Annotated in this window: 22 protein-coding genes; 7 read left to right on the forward strand and 15 right to left on the reverse strand. The window is 51.6% G+C overall.

The genetic code is table 11. The annotated features are described in order from the left end of the window. Positions 1–18 precede the first annotated feature (18 nt). Complete coding sequence (gene glmS, locus KKF06_05425; protein MBU1617195.1) at positions 19–1,848, reverse strand: glutamine--fructose-6-phosphate transaminase (isomerizing); 1,830 nt, start codon at positions 1,846–1,848, stop codon at positions 19–21. Between the two features lie 26 nt (positions 1,849–1,874). Then, complete coding sequence (locus KKF06_05430) at positions 1,875–3,212, reverse strand: sugar ABC transporter substrate-binding protein (GenBank protein ID MBU1617196.1); 1,338 nt, start codon at positions 3,210–3,212, stop codon at positions 1,875–1,877. A gap of 437 nt (positions 3,213–3,649) precedes the next feature. Here KKF06_05430 and KKF06_05435 point away from each other — a divergent pair, with 437 nt between their 5' ends. Next, positions 3,650–4,654 (forward strand): 23S rRNA (adenine(2503)-C(2))-methyltransferase RlmN, encoded by a 1,005-nt coding sequence (locus KKF06_05435; protein ID MBU1617197.1) that lies wholly within the window; start codon positions 3,650–3,652, stop codon positions 4,652–4,654. Here KKF06_05435 and proB read toward each other — a convergent pair. The 9 genes from proB to KKF06_05480 form a co-directional block, all read right to left on the reverse strand. Further along, a complete protein-coding gene (gene proB / locus KKF06_05440) occupies positions 4,651–5,418 on the reverse strand; it encodes a glutamate 5-kinase (protein MBU1617198.1) in 768 nt (255 codons plus the stop codon). The genes KKF06_05435 and proB overlap by 4 nt on opposite strands. Further along, positions 5,419–5,664 carry a 50S ribosomal protein L27 gene (gene rpmA, locus KKF06_05445; protein ID MBU1617199.1) on the reverse strand — a complete coding sequence of 82 codons (246 nt, stop codon included), beginning with the start codon at positions 5,662–5,664 and terminating at the stop codon, positions 5,419–5,421. Beyond that, the gene (gene rplU, locus KKF06_05450) at positions 5,654–5,965 is read right to left on the reverse strand and encodes a 50S ribosomal protein L21 (GenBank protein ID MBU1617200.1); all 312 of its coding nucleotides are present in this window, start codon (positions 5,963–5,965) and stop codon (positions 5,654–5,656) included. Before rplU ends, rpmA begins: the two co-directional genes overlap by 11 nt. Before the next feature lie 10 nt (positions 5,966–5,975). Continuing rightward, on the reverse strand, positions 5,976–6,275 hold the full coding sequence (locus KKF06_05455) for a TIGR03936 family radical SAM-associated protein (GenBank protein MBU1617201.1): 300 nt from the start codon (positions 6,273–6,275) through the stop codon (positions 5,976–5,978). After that, complete coding sequence (locus KKF06_05460) at positions 6,256–7,926, reverse strand: TIGR03960 family B12-binding radical SAM protein (protein MBU1617202.1); 1,671 nt, start codon at positions 7,924–7,926, stop codon at positions 6,256–6,258. The genes KKF06_05455 and KKF06_05460 overlap by 20 nt, the downstream gene beginning before the upstream one ends. Further along, positions 7,927–10,371 carry a leucine--tRNA ligase gene (gene leuS / locus KKF06_05465; GenBank protein ID MBU1617203.1) on the reverse strand — a complete coding sequence of 815 codons (2,445 nt, stop codon included), beginning with the start codon at positions 10,369–10,371 and terminating at the stop codon, positions 7,927–7,929. Positions 10,372–10,417: 46 nt separating this feature from the next. Further along, a complete protein-coding gene (locus KKF06_05470; protein ID MBU1617204.1) occupies positions 10,418–11,179 on the reverse strand; it encodes a DUF3108 domain-containing protein in 762 nt (253 codons plus the stop codon). Then, complete coding sequence (locus tag KKF06_05475) at positions 11,179–13,941, reverse strand: ATP-dependent Clp protease ATP-binding subunit (GenBank protein MBU1617205.1); 2,763 nt, start codon at positions 13,939–13,941, stop codon at positions 11,179–11,181. The genes KKF06_05470 and KKF06_05475 overlap by 1 nt, the downstream gene beginning before the upstream one ends. 195 nt (positions 13,942–14,136) lie before the next feature. After that, complete coding sequence (locus tag KKF06_05480) at positions 14,137–14,433, reverse strand: MerR family transcriptional regulator (GenBank protein ID MBU1617206.1); 297 nt, start codon at positions 14,431–14,433, stop codon at positions 14,137–14,139. Between the two features lie 159 nt (positions 14,434–14,592). Here KKF06_05480 and dusB point away from each other — a divergent pair, with 159 nt between their 5' ends. From dusB to trpB, 4 genes are all read left to right on the forward strand, one after another. After that, positions 14,593–15,555, forward strand: a complete 963-nt coding sequence (gene dusB / locus KKF06_05485; protein MBU1617207.1) for a tRNA dihydrouridine synthase DusB — start codon at positions 14,593–14,595, stop codon at positions 15,553–15,555. Then, positions 15,552–16,868, forward strand: a complete 1,317-nt coding sequence (xseA, locus tag KKF06_05490; protein MBU1617208.1) for an exodeoxyribonuclease VII large subunit — start codon at positions 15,552–15,554, stop codon at positions 16,866–16,868. Before dusB ends, xseA begins: the two co-directional genes overlap by 4 nt. Beyond that, on the forward strand, positions 16,807–17,016 hold the full coding sequence (locus tag KKF06_05495) for an exodeoxyribonuclease VII small subunit (GenBank protein MBU1617209.1): 210 nt from the start codon (positions 16,807–16,809) through the stop codon (positions 17,014–17,016). The genes xseA and KKF06_05495 overlap by 62 nt, the downstream gene beginning before the upstream one ends. Positions 17,017–17,080: 64 nt before the next feature. After that, positions 17,081–18,256 (forward strand): tryptophan synthase subunit beta, encoded by a 1,176-nt coding sequence (gene trpB / locus KKF06_05500; GenBank protein ID MBU1617210.1) that lies wholly within the window; start codon positions 17,081–17,083, stop codon positions 18,254–18,256. Here the strand turns inward: trpB and KKF06_05505 are convergent. Then, positions 18,249–19,061, reverse strand: coding sequence for a hypothetical protein (locus tag KKF06_05505; protein MBU1617211.1), 813 nt, complete (start codon positions 19,059–19,061; stop codon positions 18,249–18,251). The two genes, trpB and KKF06_05505, sit on opposite strands and share 8 nt — an antisense overlap. Positions 19,062–19,213: 152 nt before the next feature. Between KKF06_05505 and trpA the strand changes: the two genes are divergently transcribed. Both trpA and KKF06_05515 read left to right on the forward strand, forming a co-directional pair. Then, positions 19,214–19,963, forward strand: a complete 750-nt coding sequence (trpA, locus tag KKF06_05510; GenBank protein MBU1617212.1) for a tryptophan synthase subunit alpha — start codon at positions 19,214–19,216, stop codon at positions 19,961–19,963. Continuing rightward, positions 19,953–20,489, forward strand: a complete 537-nt coding sequence (locus KKF06_05515; protein MBU1617213.1) for an HD domain-containing protein — start codon at positions 19,953–19,955, stop codon at positions 20,487–20,489. Before trpA ends, KKF06_05515 begins: the two co-directional genes overlap by 11 nt. 24 nt (positions 20,490–20,513) lie before the next feature. Here KKF06_05515 and queF read toward each other — a convergent pair whose 3' ends face one another. From queF to KKF06_05530, 3 genes are read right to left on the reverse strand one after another with little or no spacing between them, the layout of a single operon-like run. Then, positions 20,514–20,909: a preQ(1) synthase gene (gene queF, locus KKF06_05520; GenBank protein MBU1617214.1), complete on the reverse strand. Its 396-nt coding sequence runs from the start codon at positions 20,907–20,909 to the stop codon at positions 20,514–20,516. Positions 20,910–20,941: 32 nt separating this feature from the next. Then, a complete protein-coding gene (gene pyrF, locus KKF06_05525) occupies positions 20,942–21,736 on the reverse strand; it encodes an orotidine-5'-phosphate decarboxylase (GenBank protein ID MBU1617215.1) in 795 nt (264 codons plus the stop codon). Further along, positions 21,733–23,208, reverse strand: coding sequence for a S1 RNA-binding domain-containing protein (locus KKF06_05530; GenBank protein ID MBU1617216.1), 1,476 nt, complete (start codon positions 23,206–23,208; stop codon positions 21,733–21,735). The genes pyrF and KKF06_05530 overlap by 4 nt, the downstream gene beginning before the upstream one ends. Positions 23,209–23,275: the final 67 nt, after the last annotated feature.

Consider the following 23,275-nt stretch of genomic DNA (forward strand, 5'->3'; position numbering starts at 1 on the left):
AAAGTCAAATACGGCGGGCTATTCGACGGTGACGCTCTTAGCCAGGTTGCGGGGTTGGTCGACGTGACAGCCCCGTTTCAGGGCAATGTAATAGGCAAAGATCTGGAGCGGAACGACTGCCAGGAGGGGAGAGAGAGACTCGGTGGTGTTGGGGATGTAAAAGATCTCATCCGCTTGTTGGGCGATCGCCTCATCACCCTCAGTCGCGATGGCGATGACCTGTCCGCCGCGGGCCTTGACCTCTTCAATGTTCCCCAGGACCTTTTCATAGCGGCGTCCGGCAAAGGCAAGGATGACCACCGGCATGTTCTTGTCGATCAGGGCGATCGGCCCATGCTTCATCTCGGCGGCCGGGTACCCTTCGGCATGGATGTAGGAGACCTCTTTTAACTTCAGGGCCCCTTCCAGCGCGATCGGGAATCCTTTGCCGCGGCCAAGATAGAGGGAGTTGGTGGCGTGGCAATATTTTTCGGAGATCTTTTCGATCGCGCCCTCGCTAAGCAGGACTTTTTCCAGTTTATCCGGGATCTCGATCAGGTCCTGGATCAGCTTGGTCGCTTCATTTTCGGTGATCGTTTCGCGGATCTTGCCGAAAAGGAGGGCCAGGAGGTAAATGATGGTTAACTGGGTAGTGAACGCTTTGGTCGAGGCGACCCCGATCTCCGGACCGGCGTTGGTGTAAATTACGCCGTCAGATTCCCGGGCAATTGTTGAGCCGACAACGTTGCAAATGGAGATCGTTTTAGCCCCCTGGGCTCTGGCTTCCCAAACCGCCCCCAGTGTATCAGCGGTCTCGCCCGACTGGGTAATGGCGATCACCAGGGTATTCTTGTCAATGATCGGATGGCGGTAGCGGAATTCGGCGGCGTACTCTACCTCGGTCGGGAGCCGGGCAAATTGTTCAAAGAGATATTCGCCGATCAGACCGGCGTGCCAGCTCGTGCCGCAAGCGGTAAAAACAACCCGGTTGATCGTTTTCATCTCTTCCCTGGTCATGGTCAGTTCGTCAAAGTGGATCTTGTGGCTGTCCGGCTGGATCCGTCCGGCGATCGTTTTGCGAATAGCGTTCGGCTGTTCATGGATCTCCTTGCGCATGAAGTGGGCATAGCCCCCTTTTTCGGCCGATTCCGGGTCCCAGGAGATCAAGGCAACTTCTTTGGCGATCTCGTCACCTTTCAGGTCGAAGAATTTTACCCCATCCATGGTCATTTCGGCCAGTTCCCCGTTTTCAAGGTAGATCACCCGGCTGGTGTATTTGAGCATGGCCGGAATATCGGAGGAGAGGAAGAGCTCTTTCTCTCCCAGTCCGATGATCAGAGGACTGCCGGAGCGGGCTACTACGATCTTTTTTGGGTCGGCCTTGGTGATGACCGCCATGGCGTAGGTCCCGCGAACCAGCCCGATCGTCTTGCGGACGGCGGCCAGAAGGTCACCGTCAAAATTCTCCTCAATTAGGTGAGCCAAAACCTCTGTGTCGGTTGAAGAAAGGAATTTGTGCCCCCGGACGCTAAGTTCTCGCTTGAGGTCCTGGTAATTTTCAATGATCCCGTTATGCACGACCGCCAGTTCAGACTTGCAATCCTGGTGGGGGTGGGAGTTCTCGTCCGAAGGTTGGCCATGGGTGGCCCACCTGGTGTGGCCGATACCGATCTTTCCGGTCAGCGGTTTTTGGGCAAGTTTGTCTTCCAGGAAGGATATCTTGCCAACACATTTGCTGAGTTGGATCTTCCCCCGGTTAATGGTGGCGACGCCGGCGGAATCGTAGCCGCGGTACTCAAGCTTTTTTAATCCTTCGATCAGGAAGGGGAGGGCCTCTTTACGCCCGATATAACCAAAAATTCCGCACATAACCCTTTACCTTTCCAGCGGGATGCTTACTGCTGCTGGTTTAAGATCGACTCAACTTCTTTTTTGGCCAGCTTGAGCTGTTTCTTGATCCTGGCCGGGTCATAGTTGTTGTCGGCAGTCGCCTGGTCCCACATGATCCCCAGGCGTCTGGTCAGGATCGGCTCCAGCAGTCCCCAGGCCGGGATGGCAGGGTAAGTCCTGCCGTAAAAGACCGCTTCTTTGAAAACCTTGAGGTTTGGATCGTTGGAGATAAAAGGATCTTTGAACGCTTCAATCCTGGCCGGAAGGAAGCCGGTGACCTTGGCATATTCCACCTGTGGTTTGAGTGAGGTCAAATATTGAATGACCTTGAGGGCGTCCGCTTTATTCTTCCCTTGCTTGAAGACCGCCAGAGAAGAGCCGCCGACAAAAGTCATCCGCCCCTTGGGGCCCTTTGGATAACCAATAACGGCGAAATTCTTGGCAGCCGGGGAGCCTCCCGCTCCGCCTTCGGAAGCTGGACGGGTCAAGGTTTTAACTTCGTAAGGACCGTCAAAATAGGAGGCGCAGGCGCCGCTGTTAAAGTTGGCGCTGACCTGGGCGGTATTAAGTTCAAGATAAGAGATCGGGACGTAACCCTCTTTGACCAGGTTCAGGTAGTAGACAATTCCGGCGGCCGCGGCGTCGCTGTCAAGAACACAGGTTTTTCGGTCGGCGGAAAGAAAGTCTCCTCCAGCCATCCAGATCCACGGGGCGAGCGAATGAATGACGTTCCAGTCGTTTTTGCCGGAGATTCCGAGCGGGGCCATCGGCTGATCGTCAAAGACCAGATCGGCTTCATACAGTTTCTTCAGCCCTTTCCTAAATCCGTCCCAGGTTTGAAGCTCCGACGGATTAAGGCCGGCTTTTTTAAATGCGTCTGTTCTAATGAACAAGGCTCTGGCGTCGACGAACCAGGGGATCGCGCTGACCTGGCCGGATTTTTCAATGCCGGTGGTTTGCCAGGCAACCGGGACAAATGATTTTGATCCCCCCAAAGAAGAGATCGCTTCTTTAGAAAATGTTTCCAGTGCCCCCATCTTGGCGATGGCGGAAGTCCAGGTTGATCCCAATTGAACCATGTCCGGGACATCGCCCGAGGTTGCGGCGGTCGTGATCTTGCTCCAGGCTGCCCCCCAATCGACAGAGGTGACCTTGACCTTGATCCCGGTCTTTTTTTCGAAGGGGGCCAGCAGGTTTTCAATGTCGGCAACCGGGCTCAACGAGTTTGGCATTACCCAGAACTCGACAACCCTTTCGTTGGAGGTCGTTTTTGAGGGGGCGCAGCCTACTACCAAAAGAAGAGAGCCAAAAAGAACCAGCAGAAACATTGTTCGAAGCTTCATTAAGTTACCCCTTTCTAATATTTCTCGATGGAACAAATACAGATTAACTTATAATTGTACAGGAATTGTGAGATATATTCAATGCGGGCTGGGTACAGGGGGTGAACCTTATATCTCTGAAATTGCCGCCAGATACCCGGGGAGGCTAATGCCGTTCATAGCGCATCTGCCGGTTGAAGTTATCCGCGCCTTCCGTTGTGACAATCCGAAGCGAATTCTATTTGCCGACGGTAAAATACCGGAGCGGATCCGCAGGTTTTAGGCAAGGCGCGATATTAAAAGTGTTCCGGATCTAATTTGAAATAAACTGAAATTATTGGAAAAACCTGCCGATATATACATAGAAGCGATGACATACCTTTTCACTTCTGTCGAGACAACAAAACCGGGAACGCCTGTTTTCCCGGTTTTTTGTTTTTAGATGGTAGAATACAATTATGGAAGATATAAGAAGTAAAAGTTTTGAAGAAATAATCGAGATTGGCAATAAGCTTGGACTTGCCCCATTCAAGGCCAGGGAGCTGTACCGCGCCGTTCATGGCAAAGGGAAAGAAAAAATATCCGAGCTCACGACCCTGCAATTAGCCGAGCGAACCAGGCTTGAGAAAAAATATCAAATAATCGTACCCAAAGCCCTTCAGGTTAAAAAGGGGAACCGGACGATCAAGGCGGCTTTTGAGCTGGTTGACGGGAAAATTGTCGAAGCGGTCATGATGGATTACGAGGAGGAAAGAAAGACCGTTTGCCTCTCTTCGCAGGTCGGTTGTCCGATCGGCTGCTTGTTTTGTGCCACCGGTCGCGGAGGTTTTCGCCGGAATTTAACGCCGGGGGAAATAGTTTCCCAGGTTTACTTTTTTGCCAAAATGCACCAAATAACAAATTTGGTCTTTATGGGGATGGGAGAGCCGTTCCTTAATTACCACAATGTGATGATCGCCGCTAAGAATCTCAACAACGACCTGGGGCTCAACATTGCCGCCCGCAAGATCGTTCTTTCAACGATCGGGATACCGGCCGGGATCAATCAACTGGCCAGGGAGCCGGGGCAATATCGCCTGGCCTGGTCGCTGGTCTCTCCATTTGACCATGACCGGCGCCAATTGGTCCCGTATCGCAGTCTTCCCTCGATCGCCACCGTGGTTGAGGCGATCGGCGACTATCAATCAAGAACGAACCGGCGGGTAACGATTGAATATGTGGTGCTAAGAGGGGTTAACGATCGGATGAAAGATATTAAGGAGATCATTGCCATTAGCCGGCACCTTGATTGTCATATTAATTTGATCCCATACAATGTAACGGTCGCTGGCAAATTTGAGACAGGAAATATTGAAAAGATGTACGCCGAACTAAGGAATGCCCATTTAAAAGTTACGGTGAGACAAAGCCTGGGGGGAGATGTCAATGGGGCCTGTGGTCAATTAGCGGCTAAACTTCGTTAGGTTTTGCGGAATAGTGTTCCAACTTTTTCCCCGTTGACGACCGCGTTCACTGCGTTTTTCCGTCGGCCGCTTACAATTGCCATATCGATCCCAGACTTGAAGCAGATCTCAGCAGCCTGAAGCTTGGTGACCATGCCGCCTGTCCCCACTTTGGTTGTTGGGTTGCCGGCCGCTTTGCGCACCGAGGCGGTTAGCTTGTTGATCTCCGGAACGATAGCAGAATTGCCGTGATCGTCATTCATGTAAAAGCCGTCAACATCAGTTAGCAGGCAAAGCAGGTCGGCGCCGATCATTTGGGCGGTTAAAGCGGCAAGGTTGTCATTGTCGCCGAATTTAATTTCATCAATTGAGACGGAGTCGTTCTCGTTAACTATCGGGACAACCTTTTCGGCCAACAAGGTTTGCAGGCAATGGCGGGAATTTTCGCGCCTTTTACGGTTGGTGACGACATCGCTGGTCAAAAGGATCTGGGCGACAGTGATGCCAAACCCTTCAAAAGCCTTTTCATACTGGCGCATCAGGCGGGATTGGCCAACGGCTGCGGCCGCTTGCTTCTCCGGGATCGATCTCGGTTGTCCCAGGTTCAATTTTTCCAGGCCGGTTATAATTGCTCCAGAAGTAACAATGACCAGTTTCTTTCCTTGTTCAATAAGTGAGGAGGTTTCGGCAACAATTCGCTTTAAGTTGCCATGGTCAAGCTTCCCTTCGGAAGTGGTGAGGGTGCTGGAGCCGATCTTGATGACTATTAAATTATAGTTCGCCATTTAGGCTTGGGGAACAACGCTGACTCTCTTGCCGGTCTCAAAAACGACTTTGCCGGTAACCTTGGCGAAAAGAGTAAAATCAGAACCGATGCCGACATTGGTGCCGGGATAAAATGTGCTGCCGTGCTGGCGGACAATAATGCTGCCGGCCGGAATAACCTGGCTGCCAAAGGATTTGATCCCAAGGCGCTGGCCTTTTGAATCTCTGCCGTTCCTGGACGCTCCCCCTGCTTTTTTATGCGCCATGCTTGATCTCCTCGACTTGAATTCTGGTGTATGGCTGCCGGTGACCAATGGTTCGGTGGTAGTTTGTCTTGCGTTTATACTTAAAAGTGGTGACTTTATTATCTTTGCCAGTTCCAACGACCTTGGCCAGGACCGAAGCCCCTTTGACGTGTGGTGTCCCAACCGAGACTTTATCCCCATCTACGACCAGCAGAACATCTTTAAAGGTGACCTGGCTCTGGTTATCGATCAATTCGATCTCCATGATGTCCCCTTTGGTTACCTTGTATTGTTTGCCACCAGTTTGAATAATAGCGTACATAACCCTGACATTATAGCAGATTTGCCCCTAGTACCGCAAGTCCCTTTGGGAGCTGGCGGTTCAGGCGGGTCATGATTTCATCCGGCGGCATGGGAACGGCCAGCTGGAGCTCAGCTGTTTCACCTTCCGATGAGGCGCCGACCTTAAGGGCCTGGCCCCAGGAGATCTTCATTCTGGGGTTAAAACCCTGCGAATAGGCGATGGGGATCTCCGCCCGGCGGATCGCCCGGCCAAAGGCTCGGATCAAATCGCGGTGGGAGATGTATTTGACCTCTTCCCCTTTGCGATATTTAATTTGGATTCGCGGCATTGGCTAACATCTCCTTGCTGATCCCGGTTTCGATGTAATCCCAGGGGAGGTCTTCGTCTTTGTTTCGCTCGCGCAGGTAAGCGGCTGGGTCGATCCCGCAGTCGGCAAAGGCTTTGAGCCAGCGGTCAAAATCAAAATTCTCCGACCAGGCGTCGAGCCGCGCTCCCAGCTCCCACGCTTTTTCGATGACCGGCAGGAGCCTGGCGTCCCCCCGGGAAAAGACCCCTTCCAGGAACGAGGCTTCCGCCTGGTGCCAGCGGACGTCTATGAACTTTTGGCGAATGCTTTCCTTAATTAAACGCTGTTTTTGCAGGGTTTCATTGATCGTGATCTGCCTCTCCCACTGGAAAGGGGTATGCGGCTTTGGGATAAAAGTCGATAAATTGACCGTGACCCTGACCCGGCGGGTATGACAGCGCCCGACTTCAAAGATCTTGCGGGCGAGCTGGCCGATCCCCAGCAGGTCTTCTTCGGTTTCGGTCGGCAAGCCGATCATAAAGTAGAGCTTGACCGCTTCGATCCCGCTTGCAAAGACCGCCTGGACGCTTTCCATTATATTTTCCTCAGTCATTTTTTTGCCAATATAGTCGCGCAGGCGCTGGCTCCCTGCTTCCGGAGCGATAGTGATACTGCTGGAGCGGACCCGGGCGACCTGGTGGGCCAGTTTAACCGAAAAGGAGTTGGTTCTCATGGAGGGGAGGGCAATATTGACCCGCCGTTTTTCGTTCCGGTTTGCCAGCTCTTTGGCGAGCGCCTCGATCTGGCTGTGGTCACTACTGGAGAGAGAAATAAGGGAGAGCTCTTCGTACCCGGTATTCTTAACAAGCTCTTCTGCTTGTTGGATCAGAGTTTCCAGTTTCTTTTCCCTGACCGGGCGGGTCGTCCAGCCGGCCTGGCAAAATTTGCACCCCCATTTGCACCCCCGCATAATTTCGATTACCGCGCGGTCGTGGACCGGTTCGGTAAAAGGGATGATCGGGGAGAGGGGATAGGGAACAGCGTCCAGATCATTTACGTGCCGTTTTTTTACCGACCGGCTAATGCCGGGAACATAAACCCCTTCAATGGTTGATAAAGCTTTTAATATCTCATTCCTGACTGGTCCCTGTCCCTTGGTCCCTTTGACCTTCTCTATTATTTCCACAATTGCCTCTTCCGCTTCGCCGATGACGATGAAATCAAAGATGTCGATGACCGGTTCCGGGTTAAAAAGGCTAGGGCCGCCGGCAAAGACCAACGGATCTGTTTCTCCCCTTTCCGTTCGGTGGAGCGGGACCCGGCCAAGTTTAAGCATATTAACGACATTGGTATAATTAAGCTCATAGCCTAGGCTAAAACCGATCAAGTTGAATCCGCTCAGTGGTTTCCAGGCTTCCAGCGAGAAGAGCGGCAACCTGTTAGCTGATAAGGCCGCTTCCATGTCACCCCAGGGAGCGAAGACCCGTTCAGCGATGACGTCGGCCCTGGCATTAAGAATATGATAGAGGATCTGGACCGCCAGGTTAGACATCCCTATCTCGTAGAGATCCGGATAGGCGATGGCGACTTTTAATTGGTCTTGCCATTCTTTATGAACGGCGTTGATCTCGTTACCGATGTAACGGGATGGCCGCAAAACTGTGGGGAGGATGGCCTCAATTAATTCGCGCATCTACTTAACCACAAGGTTCAGCATCTTGCCGGGAATGTAGATGACTTTGACAACCTGTTTGCCGCTAGTAAAAGAGGCGACTTTCTCGCTTTTATCGGCGGCCGCCTTGACCTCATCTTCGCTTGCCTCGGCTGGCACGACAATTGTATCGCGGAGTTTGCCATTGACCTGGATCGGGATGGTCATTTCGTTCTCTTTGACCAGTTCTGGGTCATATTTTGGCCAAGGCTGTTTATGGATCGACTCTTTATTCCCCAGCTGATGCCAGAGTTCTTCAGTCAGATGCGGCGCGAATGGGGAGAGGAGGAGTAGCAAAGCTTTTGACCCCTCTTGAGTTGAGCCGAATTCGTACATTGTATTGGTCAATTCCATTAACTTGGCGATCGCCGTATTAAAAGAAAAACAATCGATATCTTTAGTCACCCCTTTGATGGTTTGGTGGGTTTTGCGGGTTACAGCCCTCACCCCGTCCTCGCTTTGCTCGGACACCCCTCTCCCTGAGGGAGAGGGGACGGGGGTGAGGGTTAGTTGAACCAATCTCCAGACTCTATTTAAAAAACGATAACTCCCCTCAACCCCGGCATCTGACCATTCGAGCTCTTTTTCAGGGGGGGAAGCGAAGAGAATAAAAAGCCGGGCGGTATCGGCGCCGTATTTTTCCACGATGTAATCGGGATCGATGACGTTCCCTTTGGACTTGCTCATCTTGGCGCCGTCTTTGACGACCATCCCCTGGGTCAGAAGGTTGGTGAACGGTTCGTTGGTTGGCGCCCAACCGGCGTCAAACAGGACCTTAGTAAAAAACCGGGAATACAGGAGGTGGAGGATTGCATGTTCAATTCCGCCGATATATTGGTTGACCGGCAACCACCGTTTGGCTTTTTCCTTACTGAATGGCTCCTGGCTATTGCGCGGGTCGCTGTAGCGGAGGTAGTACCAGGAGGAGCAATTGAAGGTGTCGAGCGTATCGGTCTCGCGGCGAGATGGGCCGCCACATTTAGGGCAGTTAACCTCCAGGAATGATTTGGATTGGGTGAGTGGCGAGGCCCCTTCGCCAGTGAACTTTACGTCCATCGGAAGCTTGACTGGGAGCTCGGTTTCAGGAACAGGGACCGTCCCGCACTTCTCACAATAGATAATGGGAATCGGAGCTCCCCAGTAGCGCTGCCGCGAGACGAGCCAGTCGCGGAGTTTGTATTTGGTTTGCCAGGCGCCGAACTTGTCGCCGATCTTATCGAGCGCTTCATCGCTCGGAAGGCCGTTAAATTCGCCGGAGTTGACCATGAGCCCTTCTTCGACAAAGGCCGCTTTCATCTCCTCGGTTTTAAGATCCGCGTTTAGAGGTTTAATGACCGGCTTCATTGGTAGCTTGTGGGTTTTGGCAAACTCAAAATCTCGCTGGTCGTGGGTCGGGACTGCCATAACAGCGCCAGTTCCATATTCCATCAGGACATAGTCGGCAAGCCAGATTGGGACCTGCTCGCCGGTTGCGGGGTTGATGGCGTAGCCGCCGGTAAAGACCCCGTCCTTGCCGGTCGAGACCGCCCGTTCATGGGTGCTTTCGTGTTTTACTTTTTCGATGTAGTCGCGGACCGCTTTTTCCTGTGCCGTCCCTTTTGCCAATTCCAGAGCGAGGGGATGTTCGGGCGCCAGGACCATGTAAGTGACGCCAAATAGGGTGTCGGGCCTGGTGGTATAAATTGTTAGAACCTGCGGCTGAACGCCGCGGTTATCTTTGACCTTAAAATTGATTTCCACGCCTTCACTTTTCCCGATCCAATTCCTTTGCATGATCTTGACCGGTTCCGGCCAGCCGGTCAGTTTTTCCAGGTCGGCAAGGAGCCGATCGGCGTAGGCGGTGATTTTAAAGAACCATTGCTCAAGGTTGCGTTGTTCAACGGTTGAATCACAACGCCAGCATTTATCCTCTTTCACAACCTGTTCATTGGCGAGGACGGTGTTGCATTTGGGGCACCAGTTGACGACCGCCTTTTTTCGGTAGGCAAGCCCTTTCTGATACATTAAGAGGAAAATCCACTGGGTCCATTTATAATATTCCTCACTGCTGGTGTTAACTTCCCGCTCCCAATCATAGCTAATACCCAGTTTTTTGAGCTGGACGGTCATTCGCTCAATGCATTTTTCGGTCCAGGGCTTAGGGTGGGTTTGGTGTTTGATGGCGGCGTTTTCGGCCGGCATGCCGAAAGCGTCCCAGCCAATAGGGTGGAGGACCGCAAAACCGTTCATCCGCTTGAAGCGGGCGACAATGTCGCCGATGGCGTAATTGCGGACGTGTCCCATATGGAGGTTCCCCGAAGGGTAGGGGAACATCACCAGATCGTAAAACTTAGGCTTATCGGTCCCTTCCGGGGTTTGGTAAAGCCTGGCTTTAGCCCATTCCTCCTGCCATTTGGATTCAAGCTGCGCGGGGAGATAGTCGCTCATAAATACAATTTTAACATATTTATTGATGAAGATTAGAGTTTTTTAACTATTGAACAGCTTCAATGATGATGTAAGGGGTTCCCATTCCGCTTTCTAATCCTTCATAGCGGAGAAAGTCGTGTGGCTTCTCTTTGGTGAACCAAAAATATGTTTTAGGTACGAAGGCGCCGAAAATGTTCAAAGCCCCAAGGTCCGGGATCATCTGGATCTTGTGGGCGGCTATCTCTTTGCCGTTGATTGTGACCGGCTCTTCACCAATATACTTAATGGTCATCGGATAGATCTTGGGTTCGTTGGTCAGCAGGTGGAAAATGAGGTCCCGTTTTTCTTTGAAGGGATAGTTGGCCAGGGCAAGTCCAAGCAATTCTTTGTCTATTAGGTCGCCTTGCAGATCATAAAGTGTTTCTTTGTTGTTTTCGCGGAAAAGGACCTTTTTTTGCGCCAGGTCAAATGACTTTTCGATCGTTTCCAGAATTTTGCCATCAGGCGACTTGTAAACCAGCTTGCCCTGATAGGGGATCACGCTTGTTTTGTCGTGAATATAATAGGCGCGCGAACTCCAGCTTTTCTCTTTGTGGTCTTGCCCGTATATACCGGAACCATCTTCGGTAATATAAATAAAATCTTTCCCCTTATCGGAAAGCCTAGCAACTTTAATTGTCGCGCGCCAGAGGAGCTTGCCGCTTGCTTTGTCTCTGGCCTGGTTCTTTTTTGTTTCTAGGAGGAGATTTTTATATTCAAAGAGTTCCGCTCCAGCCGCGGCCGACAGCCACAAAAAAAGCATTAACAGCGTGGCTAATATTTTCATTAAGCCTCGCTTTTTTTCGGTCGGCCCCGTTTCGGTTTATACTCGATTTTAAGGGCTGGTTCGAGCCTGGTGTTTTCCGTTTTTGTCGATTCCGGTTTAGGTTTTTCGACCCGCCCTTCCCCTTTTTCAAAAAAGATCTTGTCGTCTTTAACATCCGCTTTGACAATATCCCCTTCCTTGAACCTGCCGGCGATCAACTCATTGGAAAGCGGGTTTTCCAGTAGATGCTGGACTGCCCGCCGGAGCGGTCTGGCCCCATATTTTGGATCAAAACCGTCTTTGATAACGCGCTCTTTGACCGCTTCGGTGATTTCCAGTTTTAGGCCCCGATCGGTGACCTGTTTTTGCATGTCAGAGATCAGGATCCCCGCGATCTGCTTAAGCTCATTTTCGGTCAGCGGGTGGAAGACAATTATCTCGTCGATCCGGTTGAGAAACTCAGGCCTAAACTCCTTTTTCATGTCCCCCAGAACAGTGTCGCGCATTTTTTCGTACGAGGCCTCCCTGTCTTCCCGCGGCAGAAAGCCGATCGCTCCCTGCTGGACGATCTCTTTTTGGCCGATATTGGAGGTCATAATGATGACCGTGTTCTTGAAGTCGACCACGTGACCTTTGGAATCGGTCAATCGGCCGTCATCTAAGATCTGCAGAAGGACGTTGAAGACATCCGGATGGGCTTTTTCTATTTCATCAAAGAGGATAACGGAATACGGCTTGCGGCGGACCGCTTCGGTCAGAGTCCCGCCTTCGTCGTAACCGACATATCCGGGAGGGGCGCCGACCAGACGGGAAACGGTATGCTTTTCCATGTATTCGGACATATCGACCCGGATCAGCGCGTCCTGGGTGCCGAAGAGGAATTCTGCCAGACGCCGGGCGACCTCGGTTTTTCCCACCCCGGTTGGGCCGGCAAAAATAAATGAGCCGACCGGGCGTTGCGGCGGCTTGAGGCCTGCCCGACCCCTGCGAATAGCCTGGGAAATAGCGACGACCGCTTCGTCCTGGCCGATGATCCGCTTGTGAAGTTCCGATTCCATCTGGATCAGCTTTTCGGTTTCGGCGGCGGTCAATTTAATGACCGGGATCCCGGTCCAGTCGGAAACGATGCTGGCGATATCATCCTCGGTCACGGTCGCTTCGGAGCCATGTTCCTGCTTCCATTTGGCGGTCAGCTCTTTGGCCTCTTTTTCCAGGGCGCTGATCTTGTCGCGCGCGGCGGCCGCTTTTTCGTACTGCTGGGAGGTCAGGGCCGCTTCTTTTTCCCGTTTAAGCTCTTCCATTTGTTTCTGGACTTTCTTTAATTCCGGCGAGCTGGTGAAGATCCGGAGACGGACTTTGGCGGCTGCTTCGTCCATGACGTCGATCGCTTTGTCGGGGAGGAATCGGTCGGAAATATAGCGATCGGCCAGGGTGGCGGCGGCGACCAGTGCGGCGTCGGGGATCTTGACCTGATGGTGCTGTTCGTAGCGTTCCCTAAGCCCCTGCAGGATCTGGATCGCCAGGTCAACCGAAGGTTCATTTATCAAGACCGGTTGGAAACGGCGCTCAAGGGCCGGGTCTTTTTCAATGTTTTTGCGGTATTCATCAACGGTGGTCGCGCCGATCATCTGAAGCTCGCCGCGGGCCAGGGCCGGCTTGAGCATGTTGCCGGCATCGATCGCTCCTTCGGCTCCGCCGGCTCCGACCAGTGTGTGTAGTTCGTCAATAAAAAGAATGACCTGCCGTTTCTTGGCCAGGATCTCGTCCAGGACTTTTTTGACGCGGGACTCAAATTCACCCCTGTATTTGGTGCCGGCGACCATTCCGCCAAGGTCAAGTGAGATCACGGTCTTGTCGCGCAGGATATCGGGGACCTCTCCTTTGACGATCCGTTCCGCCAATCCTTCGACGATCGCGGTTTTACCGACACCAGGATCACCAAGAAGAGCGGGATTGTTTTTTGTCCGGCGGGAGAGGATCCTAATGATCCTTTCGATCTCCTTTTCGCGGTCGATGACCGGATCAAGTTCGCCTTTTTTGGCCATCGCGGTCAGGTCGCGGCCAAAGGTCGTAAGCGCTGGCTTTGATGGCCGGGGCGGCCCGCCGATCCCTAGTCCAGGAAAGCCAAACATCCCTTCCGGTCCACCGCCCAGATTTTCGGACAATTCCGGCGGGAGCTCTTCCTCTTCATCTCTTCCCTCCCCTTCAAGTTCTCCCGTTTCTTCGGGGATTTTCCCCTGGGTCCTTTCTGCTTCCGCTATGATCTCTTTGGCGATCTTATCAAAGGTTATTTTTCGTTTATGAAGAGCCTGGGCGGCCAGGCTTTCTCCTTCCCGGATTATCCCAAGCAGAAAATGTTCTTCGCCGACGTAATTGAAGCCAAGCTCCCGGGCCGCCTGGTAGGCGTAATCAAGGGTTTTTTTGGCTCTGGGAGATAGAACCAATTTTTTTGGGGCTCCTTCGCCTCGTCCAATGAGCGACTCCAGGTCGGAGAAAAGGTTGACCATGTCTACGCCTAGTTTTTGCAAGACCTTGGAGGCGAGGCCTTCCGCTTTGATCAGGGCAAGAAGCAGGTGTTCGGTCCGGACATGGTCGTGGCCAAGGCGCTGGGCCTCTTCAGTGGCGAGTTGCAGCGCCCGGTTGGCCGAATCGGCAAAATATTCAAAGAACCGCTCGGTTGGCCGCCGCTTCAGCAGAGAGGCAAAGATATCCGGGAACTCAAAAAATCCGGGTATTTCCGGGAAGCCAAAGTCCCCCAGGTCGCCAAGGTTTCCTCCTCCCATGGTCGGCAGGAGCCCTTCCTGAGCGGCGCATTCGCTGCAGAGGTGGTAGGTGGCTTTTTTGTTGTTGACGATCTTGGTAATGTGAACGGTAGCTGGTCTAACCTTGCATTTTTGGCATAACATATTATTTTTTCCTTTCGATCTGTTTTAATTGATGTCTTTTCGATTATAGTCGATAGGGCCATTTGCCGCAACTCAGTCAAGCAATTCCTGGAACATTTTATCAATTTCAATGTCAAAACATTCGGCGACCGTGAACAATGCTTTTACTCCAGCCAGGGTCAGGTTCATTTCGCCAATTAAATTGGAGATCTTTCTGACCATGGCCAGGTCGCTCTGCGAATAAAGCCGGTAGTTCTTGGGGGTCCGCTTCGGCTGGATCAACCCTTCTTCTTCGTAAATTCGCAAGGTCCGCGGGTGGCAGCCGACCAATTCAGCCGCGATGTGAATTGTGTAGACCGGTTTGTCGCTATCGTGAAGCCAACGGTACAAATATACACCTCCTTGGCGTTAAGACTACCAACGAAGGCAGTATAAACCTTGACACAAACAGTGTCAAGGATAATGCCGAGAGTGGAATAGGTAAACCGCGGAATTAATTCCGCGGTTAAAGCAAAAAAGCTCAAATATTTGATGTATAATAAAGGTTATATGGTGATAATAGGCTCGGTAAATATCGGGAAGACCATTTTGGCCCCCCTGGCAGGTTGTTCTGACCTGCCGTTCCGCTTGATCTGCAGAGAGCATGGGGCGAGACTTGCTTTTTACGAGATGATTGATTGTAACTCCCTCCTTCACCATTCCCGTAAAACCGGGGAACTTCTCCAAACAACCGATACCGATCAGCCAATAGCCGCTCAGTTAATCGGGGGCGACGCTGACGATATGGCCAGGGCGGCCAAGATCCTGATAGGCATGATCAGGCCTCCCTTTCTTGATATTAACGCCGCTTGTCCGGTCAAAAAGATGATGAAGAAGGGGTCGGGGGCCAATCTGTTGCGTGAACCGTTAACCTTGTATAGCATAGTCAGGAAGGTTGCCGCCGCGGTTGATATTCCGGTCACGGTCAAGCTAAGAATCGGTTATGATAAAAAGGATCACAAACGGATCGCGGCGATTGCCAGGAACTGCGAGAAGAACGGGGCGGCGGCGCTCTTTGTCCATGGCCGGACCAAAAGCCAGCTTTATTCGGGCGATGTCGATTACGGCGCGATCAAGGCGGTCAAAGAGGCGGTGACCATTCCGGTGTTTGGCTCAGGAAATGTCTTTACCCCTGAATTAGCGGCAAAGATGCTGGCGACTGGGTGTGATGGAGTAATGGTCGCTCGGGGGGCTTTTGGCAACCCCTGGATTTTCCAACAAATAGAGCAGTATTTGGATGGTCAGGCGGCGGAGCTTCCATCATTAGCGGAGAGACGGGCAGTCTTGAAACAGCACTTGGCCTATACCCTTGAATATCGGGGCAAATACAAAAATAACCTGATCGGGTTGATGCGCAAGGTTGCGATCTGGTACTTGAAATCATTCCCTAATGCGGCGGCGGCCCGCGGCAGAGTCACAGAGGCGAAAAACTATCCGGAATTGCTGGAGACGATCGACCGGTTCTTAACATGAGCGAGAAAGTTTTAACGATCGGCCAATTGAACCAAGTCGTCAAGATGTACCTCAAAGACCTTGTCCCCGAAGGGCTTTGGGTCAAAGGGGAGGTTCTTGATTATAAATTAGCAGATGGAGGACGTTATAGCAGGTTTATTCTTTGTGAAAAAGAAGCCGAATCAAACACGGTCATTGCTGAAATATTGGTGATGTGCTGGAAAAATGAATTGTTATTGGTTAATCAAAAATTAAAAGATATTGGCCAGGATAAAGGGTTAGAAAATGGAATTATTGTTCAATTAAAATGTTCGGCTGACTTTTGGGTTGCAAAAGGAAGAACCCAATTAATTGTGAAAGATATCGAGCCGAGCGTGACGGTCGGGGAACTCCATCTTCTCCGCCTTAAAATCTATCAAGAGCTGGTCGCCCTCGGTGTCCAGGACCAAAACAAACATCTGCCGATCCCGCTTTGCCCGCTCCGGGTCGCCTTGATCACCGCCAAGGGGTGCGCCGGTTATAACGATTTTATCCACGAGCTCTGGAGCGCCCGTTATCCTTTTAAGATCGACCTCTACGATTCGGCGGTCCAGGGGGAGCGGGTCGAGCAAGAAGTATCCGCCGCCCTAAAAACGATCGCCCGCCGGAGCGGCGAATATGACGTAATTGTTATTGTGCGTGGCGGCGGCGCGGTGACTGACTTGAAGTGGTTTGATAATAAAGCTATCGGTCTGGCGATTGCTCACTCTCCCTTACCGGTTTTGACCGGGATAGGTCACGAGATCAACCTGTCGCTGGCTGATATGGTTGCTTACTCAAACTTTAAGACCCCGACCGCTGCAGCGACTTTCCTGATAGAGAAAGTTAGGTGGTTCGAAGTAACGGTTGATGGGCTGGTCGAGGGAATAAACCAGTCGGCAGCGCTGATCTTAAGAGAGGACCGAAATGCATTGCGATCTTTGATCCGGGAGATCAAGGGGGAAGCCGAACAATATCATCTCAGACGGAGAGTTGCGATCGAAAATATTTCTAAAAATATGTTAACGGCCGGACTGGCAGCGATCAAACAGCAAGAAACCAGCCTGAACCATCTGGCGGAGAAGATCGCTCTTTTTGAACCGAAAAACACCATGAAGTTGGGCTATAGCATTACCAGGGGAGGTGATGGGCGGGTTTTGCGGCAAATTGGACAAGTAAAAGTTGGCGAGCAATTAACGACCCAATTGGTCGATGGTAAAATAATCAGCAATGTTGGATCAAAGGAGAAGGAAAATGGGAGCCAAAAAAGCGAAATACCAAAAATCGTTCGAGAGCCTGGAAAAGATCTACGCTGATCTGCGGGAAGGAAAGATCGGGATCGATGATCTGGAAGAAAGCCTGAAAAAAGCCTTGGCTCATATTCAAACGTGCAAAGAGATTTTAAAAAAGCAGGAAAATAAAGCTTCAGACCTGATGAAGGAAATTGAACAGGAAATCCGGTGAAGTGGCCCGGCTTTATCGTTTTTCCTTGAATCTCAACCTCAGGTAACTTATAATAACAATTAAGATGACTGCGCATAAATTCAGCGAATTACCGAACAATTCCGGCCACTTTGGGCGTTTTGGCGGCCGGTTCGCCCCCGAGACCCTGATGGGGCCGCTGGCCGCGGTCGCGGCTGCCTATCTAGCCGCCAAGCGTGATCCAGAATTCCAGCGAGAGGTAAATTATTATCTGGAAAATTATGTTGGAAGGCCAACCCCTCTTTATTTTGCCGAAAGGCTTTCCGATGAACTCGGCGGACCTAAGATCTACCTGAAGCGGGAAGATCTTTGCCACACCGGCGCCCACAAGATCAACAATACTATTGGTCAAGTCCTCCTGGCGCGGCGCATGGGAAAAAACCGGGTTATCGCCGAAACCGGCGCCGGCCAGCATGGGGTGGCGACCGCGACGGCGGCCGCTTTGTTTGGCATGGAGTGCGTTGTTTATATGGGGGAAGAGGATATCAAACGACAAGCGCTCAATGTTTTCCGGATGGAATTGCTCGGCGCCAAAGTTGTCCCGGTCCTAGCCGGGAGCAAGACCTTGAAGGATGCGGTCAACGAAGCGTTTCGCGATTGGATGGCTCATCCGACCGATACTTTCTATTGTCTCGGTTCCTGCGTCGGGCCTCATCCCTATCCCCTGATGGTCCGCGACTTTCAGTCTGTCATTGGCCGGGAAGCCAAGGGACAACATTTCGCGCTGGAGAAAAGGGAGCCGGATTATTTAATTGCTTGTGTAGGTGGCGGATCAAACTCGATCGGACTGTTTTATCCTTTTCTTGAAGAGGAGAAGGTGAAAATTGTTGGCGTGGAAGCGGCTGGCGCTGCCCCGCTGGTTAATGGCAAGGTAGGGGTGCTGCAAGGCGCGCTGACTTATATTCTGCAAACGACAGAAGGACAAATAAAAACCACCCATTCGATTTCGGCCGGGCTCGATTATTCAGGGGTTGGCCCGGAACACAGCTATTTGAAGGACTGTGGCCGGGTTGAATATGTGACCATTAACGATAAAGAAGCGCTGGTCGGCTTTGAATTGTTGTCAAGGACCGAAGGGATTATTCCCGCCCTTGAATCTTCTCACGCGATCGCGTATTTAGCCAAGACAGCCTCCAAACTTGACCGCTCTCAAACGGTTGTTGTCGGCCTCTCCGGCCGGGGGGACAAAGATGTGGAGCAGATAAAAACCCGCTTCAAATAAACAGCCCGCTCCCGCGGAGCGCCAGGAAAAAGTCAGCGGCAAACCTGTCTATTGACGCGTCATTTCGGAAAAAATAATCTGGCGAGAGGGCCAAATTCCCCGCAACCGGGGAAAACCTGTTGTTTGTGAATTGTTGGAAGAATTGCCAAATCCCGTTTCTAAGATCGGTCGGGAAGTATTGGGCCAGACCGGGGCGATCGCTCGGATGGCGGCTGCCAAAATAGTCGGAGTCAAGGTCTATAACGGTAAAATTGGGATCAAGTTTGCCTAATAACTCCGGGAGCTCGCTGAATAGAAGGCAGCCTAAAAAAACCATTGGGTTCGGCTGGTCATTTTTTCTGACAATGATCGTTCCGGAAGCGTTGCAATGAGAGGTCAAATCGTTCGGGTTGAAAATTACTGGAAAAATATTATGGGGCATGCCGCCAAAGGTGTAAAGGTATTCATCCATATTGTCCCTGGTCACTCCTATTGGCAGAACCCAGAAGAAACGATTAATTACCCCATTGGAAAAAAGCGGATAAACAAAATCAGCTTCCGGATACTCGATCGATAGGGCTTCCTCCTGGGTTTTGGGGACCGGTTTTTGTTTGTCAATGCCTGATAGATCATGATGAGCGTCGAAATGAAGCAAAGTTGACCCAAAAGGGATGCGATCCTGCATCGCGGCAAAAGTTGCCATCCCAAAGAACTCGCCGTGATTGGATGAAAGAAAAAAGGGACGATTTGGAAGCTTCTGACTGGCAGTGAGCTTTTCGATCGATAATTTGCCCCCACTGGTTGAAACGAGATATTTACCTGGCAAGGCAGGTTCATTGTCGCCCAGCAAAGGTATTGCAGAGGAAAAATTACGTGGCCGGATAATAGACAGCCGGGTTGGTTTGACTGATAATCGCATACACTGATATCGATCCGTTGATCGATCGATTTCAGGCAGGAATATGGTATACTTTTTCTATGCTTTCAGAATCATTTTTAAAAAGAAAAGCTTTAGTAGCCTACATTACCGCCGGCGATCCCAGCTTGGCAGAGACAGAGAAGTTGGTATATAGCCTGGAAAAAGCGGGGGCCGACATTATTGAATTAGGGATCCCTTTTTCCGACCCCCTGGCTGATGGGCCGGTCATTCAGGCGTCGCACCAGCGGGCGCTAAAGAACAAGGTAGATTTGCCAAAAGTATTTAAGCTGGTTGGAAAACTGCGCCGACGGACCAATGTTCCGATCTGTTTTATGCTGTCATACAATCTGGTTTTGCAGTACGGATTGGAAAAATACTACAATGATTGCCGAAATTACCAAGTTAACGGAACGATCGTTCCCGACCTTCCCCCCGAAGAAGCGGGCTTGTCTGCGGCAGGGGTCGACCAGATATTTTTAGTCGCCCCGACCAGCAGCGATGAGCGGATCCGGCTGGCGGCGGCCAAGAGTTCGGGCTTTATTTACCTGGTTTCGGCGGCCGGGGTGACCGGCGCGCGTAAAGAGTTGTCGCAAGATCTCTCCGGCCTGGTTTCGCGGATAAGAAAGATTTCTCAGTTGCCGGTCGCGATCGGCTTCGGAATTTCTTCCGCCAAACAAGCGGCGGGAGCGGCTGGGTCTGCCGATGGGGTTATTGTCGGCTCGGCGATAGTCGGCTTGATCGGCCAGAAGAAAAACCGGGCTGCCATCAAGCTTATCGCTTCAATGCGCAAGGCGATAGATGCTCTCTAGGCTTATTTACCGGATAAAACAATTTTATTTCGCGATGTTCGCTGTTTATACGCCAAGTGACGAGAAATTCGCATTACTATATCTCAAGCCAAAAGAAAAAAAGCTTTTTGACCAACTGCCTGATTTTGAAAAGAAGCATTCAGTTATTGTCGCGCGTAAAATGCTTGCCCTTTCCCGGCTCCATTCGGAGGTTGAACCGGGAAAACTGGCCAGGATCGGCCTGCTTCACGATATTGGCAAAATACTGGAAAAAAACACGATCATTACTAAATCGTGGCTGGTTATTATACGTTTTTTGTTGCCGGGCCTTTACGACCGGCTGGCAGTTCTAGGTGAAAAGGATGGTCGGTTCAGAAGGTTTTACCTGCATAAGCATCATGGCGCGAAAGGGGCAGAGCTTTTGGCCCCATTACAGGTTGACGACGATCTTTTATCCGCACTGAAAAACCACGACAACGATAAATTAACTGCTTCCAATGAATCGATCGAGATCAAACTGCTAAAGCAGGCCGACAGCTCGATCTAAACAGCGGCAATTAGCCGAAGGCGGTCAGGCAGCGGGCGGATATTCGGCGGTAACAGAAGTTTTAATCCCGCCGCGGACCTTCATTTCCGCGGTTACCTTGGCGGAACGCGGATTAGCGGCGGCCACAATGTCGGCCAGGATCTTGTTCGTCAAATGTTCGTGGAAAATCCCTATATCGCGATAGGCAAAGAAATACTCTTTTAAGGATTTGAGCTCCAGGCACCTTTTATTCGGGGAATATTCAATGATGATCGTGGCAAAGTCGGGAAGGCCGGTCTTAGGGCAGACGCAAGTGAATTCGTCGGTCTCAATATGGATAGCGTATTCCCGGTCGGCGTATTGATTCTCCCAAGTGTCGATCGGTGGCAGTTTTAACTCCTTGACGTTCTTTTGCAGCCCTTCATAATTCTTTTTCCCCATGCCTGTTTCCCTCGTTTCCCTGCCCACCTGATTTACCTGCTATCCCTATGCTTGTTTATCTCGTCACGAAGCTTTTTTGCTTCCGCGCGAGGGTCGTTGGCATATAGAATGCTGCGCGAGGCGTTGATCACCGCGCGCATTCCCTGTTTATTGACCCCAAATTTAACGGCGGCCGCCAGGTCTCCCCCTTGCGCGCCGACCCCAGGGATCAGGATCGGCATGTCGCCGGCAATTTCCCTGATCTCTTTTAGCTCTTCGGCCTTGGTCGCTCCGACCACCAGTCCGCAATTATCATAATGGTTCCATTCTTTAGCGTGGCGGGCAACGGACTTGTAGAGCGGCTCTTTGTTGCCGGAGTTTTGGAAATCGCGAAAACCGGCGTTGGAGGTCAGGCAGAGGATAAAGACCCCTTTTTCCTGGTATTCGATAAATGGCTGGATCGAGTCATATCCCATATAGGGGCTGACCGTGACCGAATCGGCTTTGTAAACTTCAAAGGCGGCTTTAGCATAAGCGCTGGATGAGTGGCCAACATCTCCCCGTTTGGCGTCAAGAATGACCGGCAGGCCGGCGGCATGAATGTAATCGATGGTTTTTAACAGAGCATTGAGCCCGGAAAGCCCATACATTTCGTAAAATGCGGAATTCGGTTTATAAGCGCAAACCAGGTCCCTGGTCGCGTCAATAATGCTTTTGTTGAAAATGAACAAAGGGTCTTCCGATCTGATGATAGAGGGAGGGAGTTTGCTTAGGTCGAGATCAAGGCCGACGCAGAGGAGGCTGGAGTTTTCTTTGGCCGCCTGGTCAAGCTGGTCGACAAACTTCATGTCGGGATTTCTTCTGAGCTTCCTTCCGCCGCTTCTTCCAGTAGTCCGTCCCGCTCGGCCTTGGCCCGCTCTTTTTCGGCGATCATGTCGCCGATCGTGACTTTCTTTTCTTCAACGGCGGAGGTTTGTTGGACTTCCTTGAGCGCCTGGCGTTCCCGTTCGACCTGGACCTGTTTGACCGACAGTCCGATCCGCTGTTCGTCAGGAATGACCCGGAGGATCTTGGCATCGACAACGTCGCCGAGCTTGATCGTGGTGCCGTCAGGGTGCTTGGCTTCTTCCGGAGTGGCTACTGGTTCTTTGGAAAGTTCGGAAATGTGGATCAACCCCTCCAGGCCATGGCCGAGCTCGACGAAAGCGCCAAACTTGGCGAAGCGGAGGATCTTGACCTTGATGATCTGGCCGGACTTGAAGTGTTCGGTGGCACTGGCCCAGGGATCGGGCTGGAGCTGCCTCATGCCGAGAGCGACCTTTTTATTTGCTTTGTCGACCCCCAGGACAAAAACCTCCACCTCGTCGCCGAGTTTAACAACTTCGGATGGATGCTTGACCCGCTTCCAGGAGAGTTCGGAGAGGTGGACCAACCCTTCGATCCCTCCAAGATCGACAAAGGCGCCAAAATTCTTGAGGCTGACCACTTTCCCTTTTCTGATTTGGCCGACCTCTAATTCATTGATCAGCTTATTGTGGTCCTCTTTTTCTTTGTCACCGGCGGCCAGCCGATGAGAAAGAATGATCTTTCCCTGGTGGCGGTTGACTTCGATGATCTTTAAAGGGATATTTTGACCGACAAAGGATTCAAAGGTCTCTTCGGGGCGCTTGTTGACCTGGGAGGCAGGGACAAAACCACGCAAGCCGTCGCAGTCAACGACCAGCCCCCCCTTGAGGGCTTGCAGGACTTTTCCTTCAAGCAGGGTTTTGTTCCGGAACGCGTTCATTGCGATCTTCCAGTGGCGTTCATGGTCGGCCCGAGCCTTAGAGAGAATGACATACCCCTCTTTGCTTTCCAGTTTTTCAATGAAGACCTCAATGATCTCGCCGACTTTAACGACCTCGTCGACCGAAGTATATGGATGAAGCGACAGTTCACCCGGGAGAATTAAGCCGTCTGATTTATACTTGATGTCAACAAGAACGCCGGTTTGGTCGACTTTGACCACTTTCCCTTTGACGATGTCCCCAGCTTTATATTCATTGAAAGTCGCGTCGTAACTATTGGCCGGAACGGCTGGTTTGGCCGGGGTTGGCTGCATGACTGGCGATGTTGGCGCGGCCGGAGCGACCGGTTTTGGTGGAGAGGCGCTATAAGTTGTTGCTTTAAAATCCTCCTTAACCGCGGCCTTTTCTTTGCTTTCAGCCGGAGCGGAGACCTTGCTTTCTTCCAGGGTTTGGCGGATCAGCTCTTCAACTTCAGAAAGGGCCGAGTCCCCCTTGCCGCTACTGATTTGTGTCCCTTTTAGTTCATTATCCATAATATATTTAGAATATCATAAATGGGAGGGGGGGTCAACAGCACTCCCCCGGCTGATATGGATTTCC

The sequence above is a fragment of the Candidatus Margulisiibacteriota bacterium genome, from assembly GCA_018822365.1.
GTDB lineage: Bacteria > Margulisbacteria > WOR-1 > O2-12-FULL-45-9 > XYB2-FULL-48-7 > XYB2-FULL-45-9.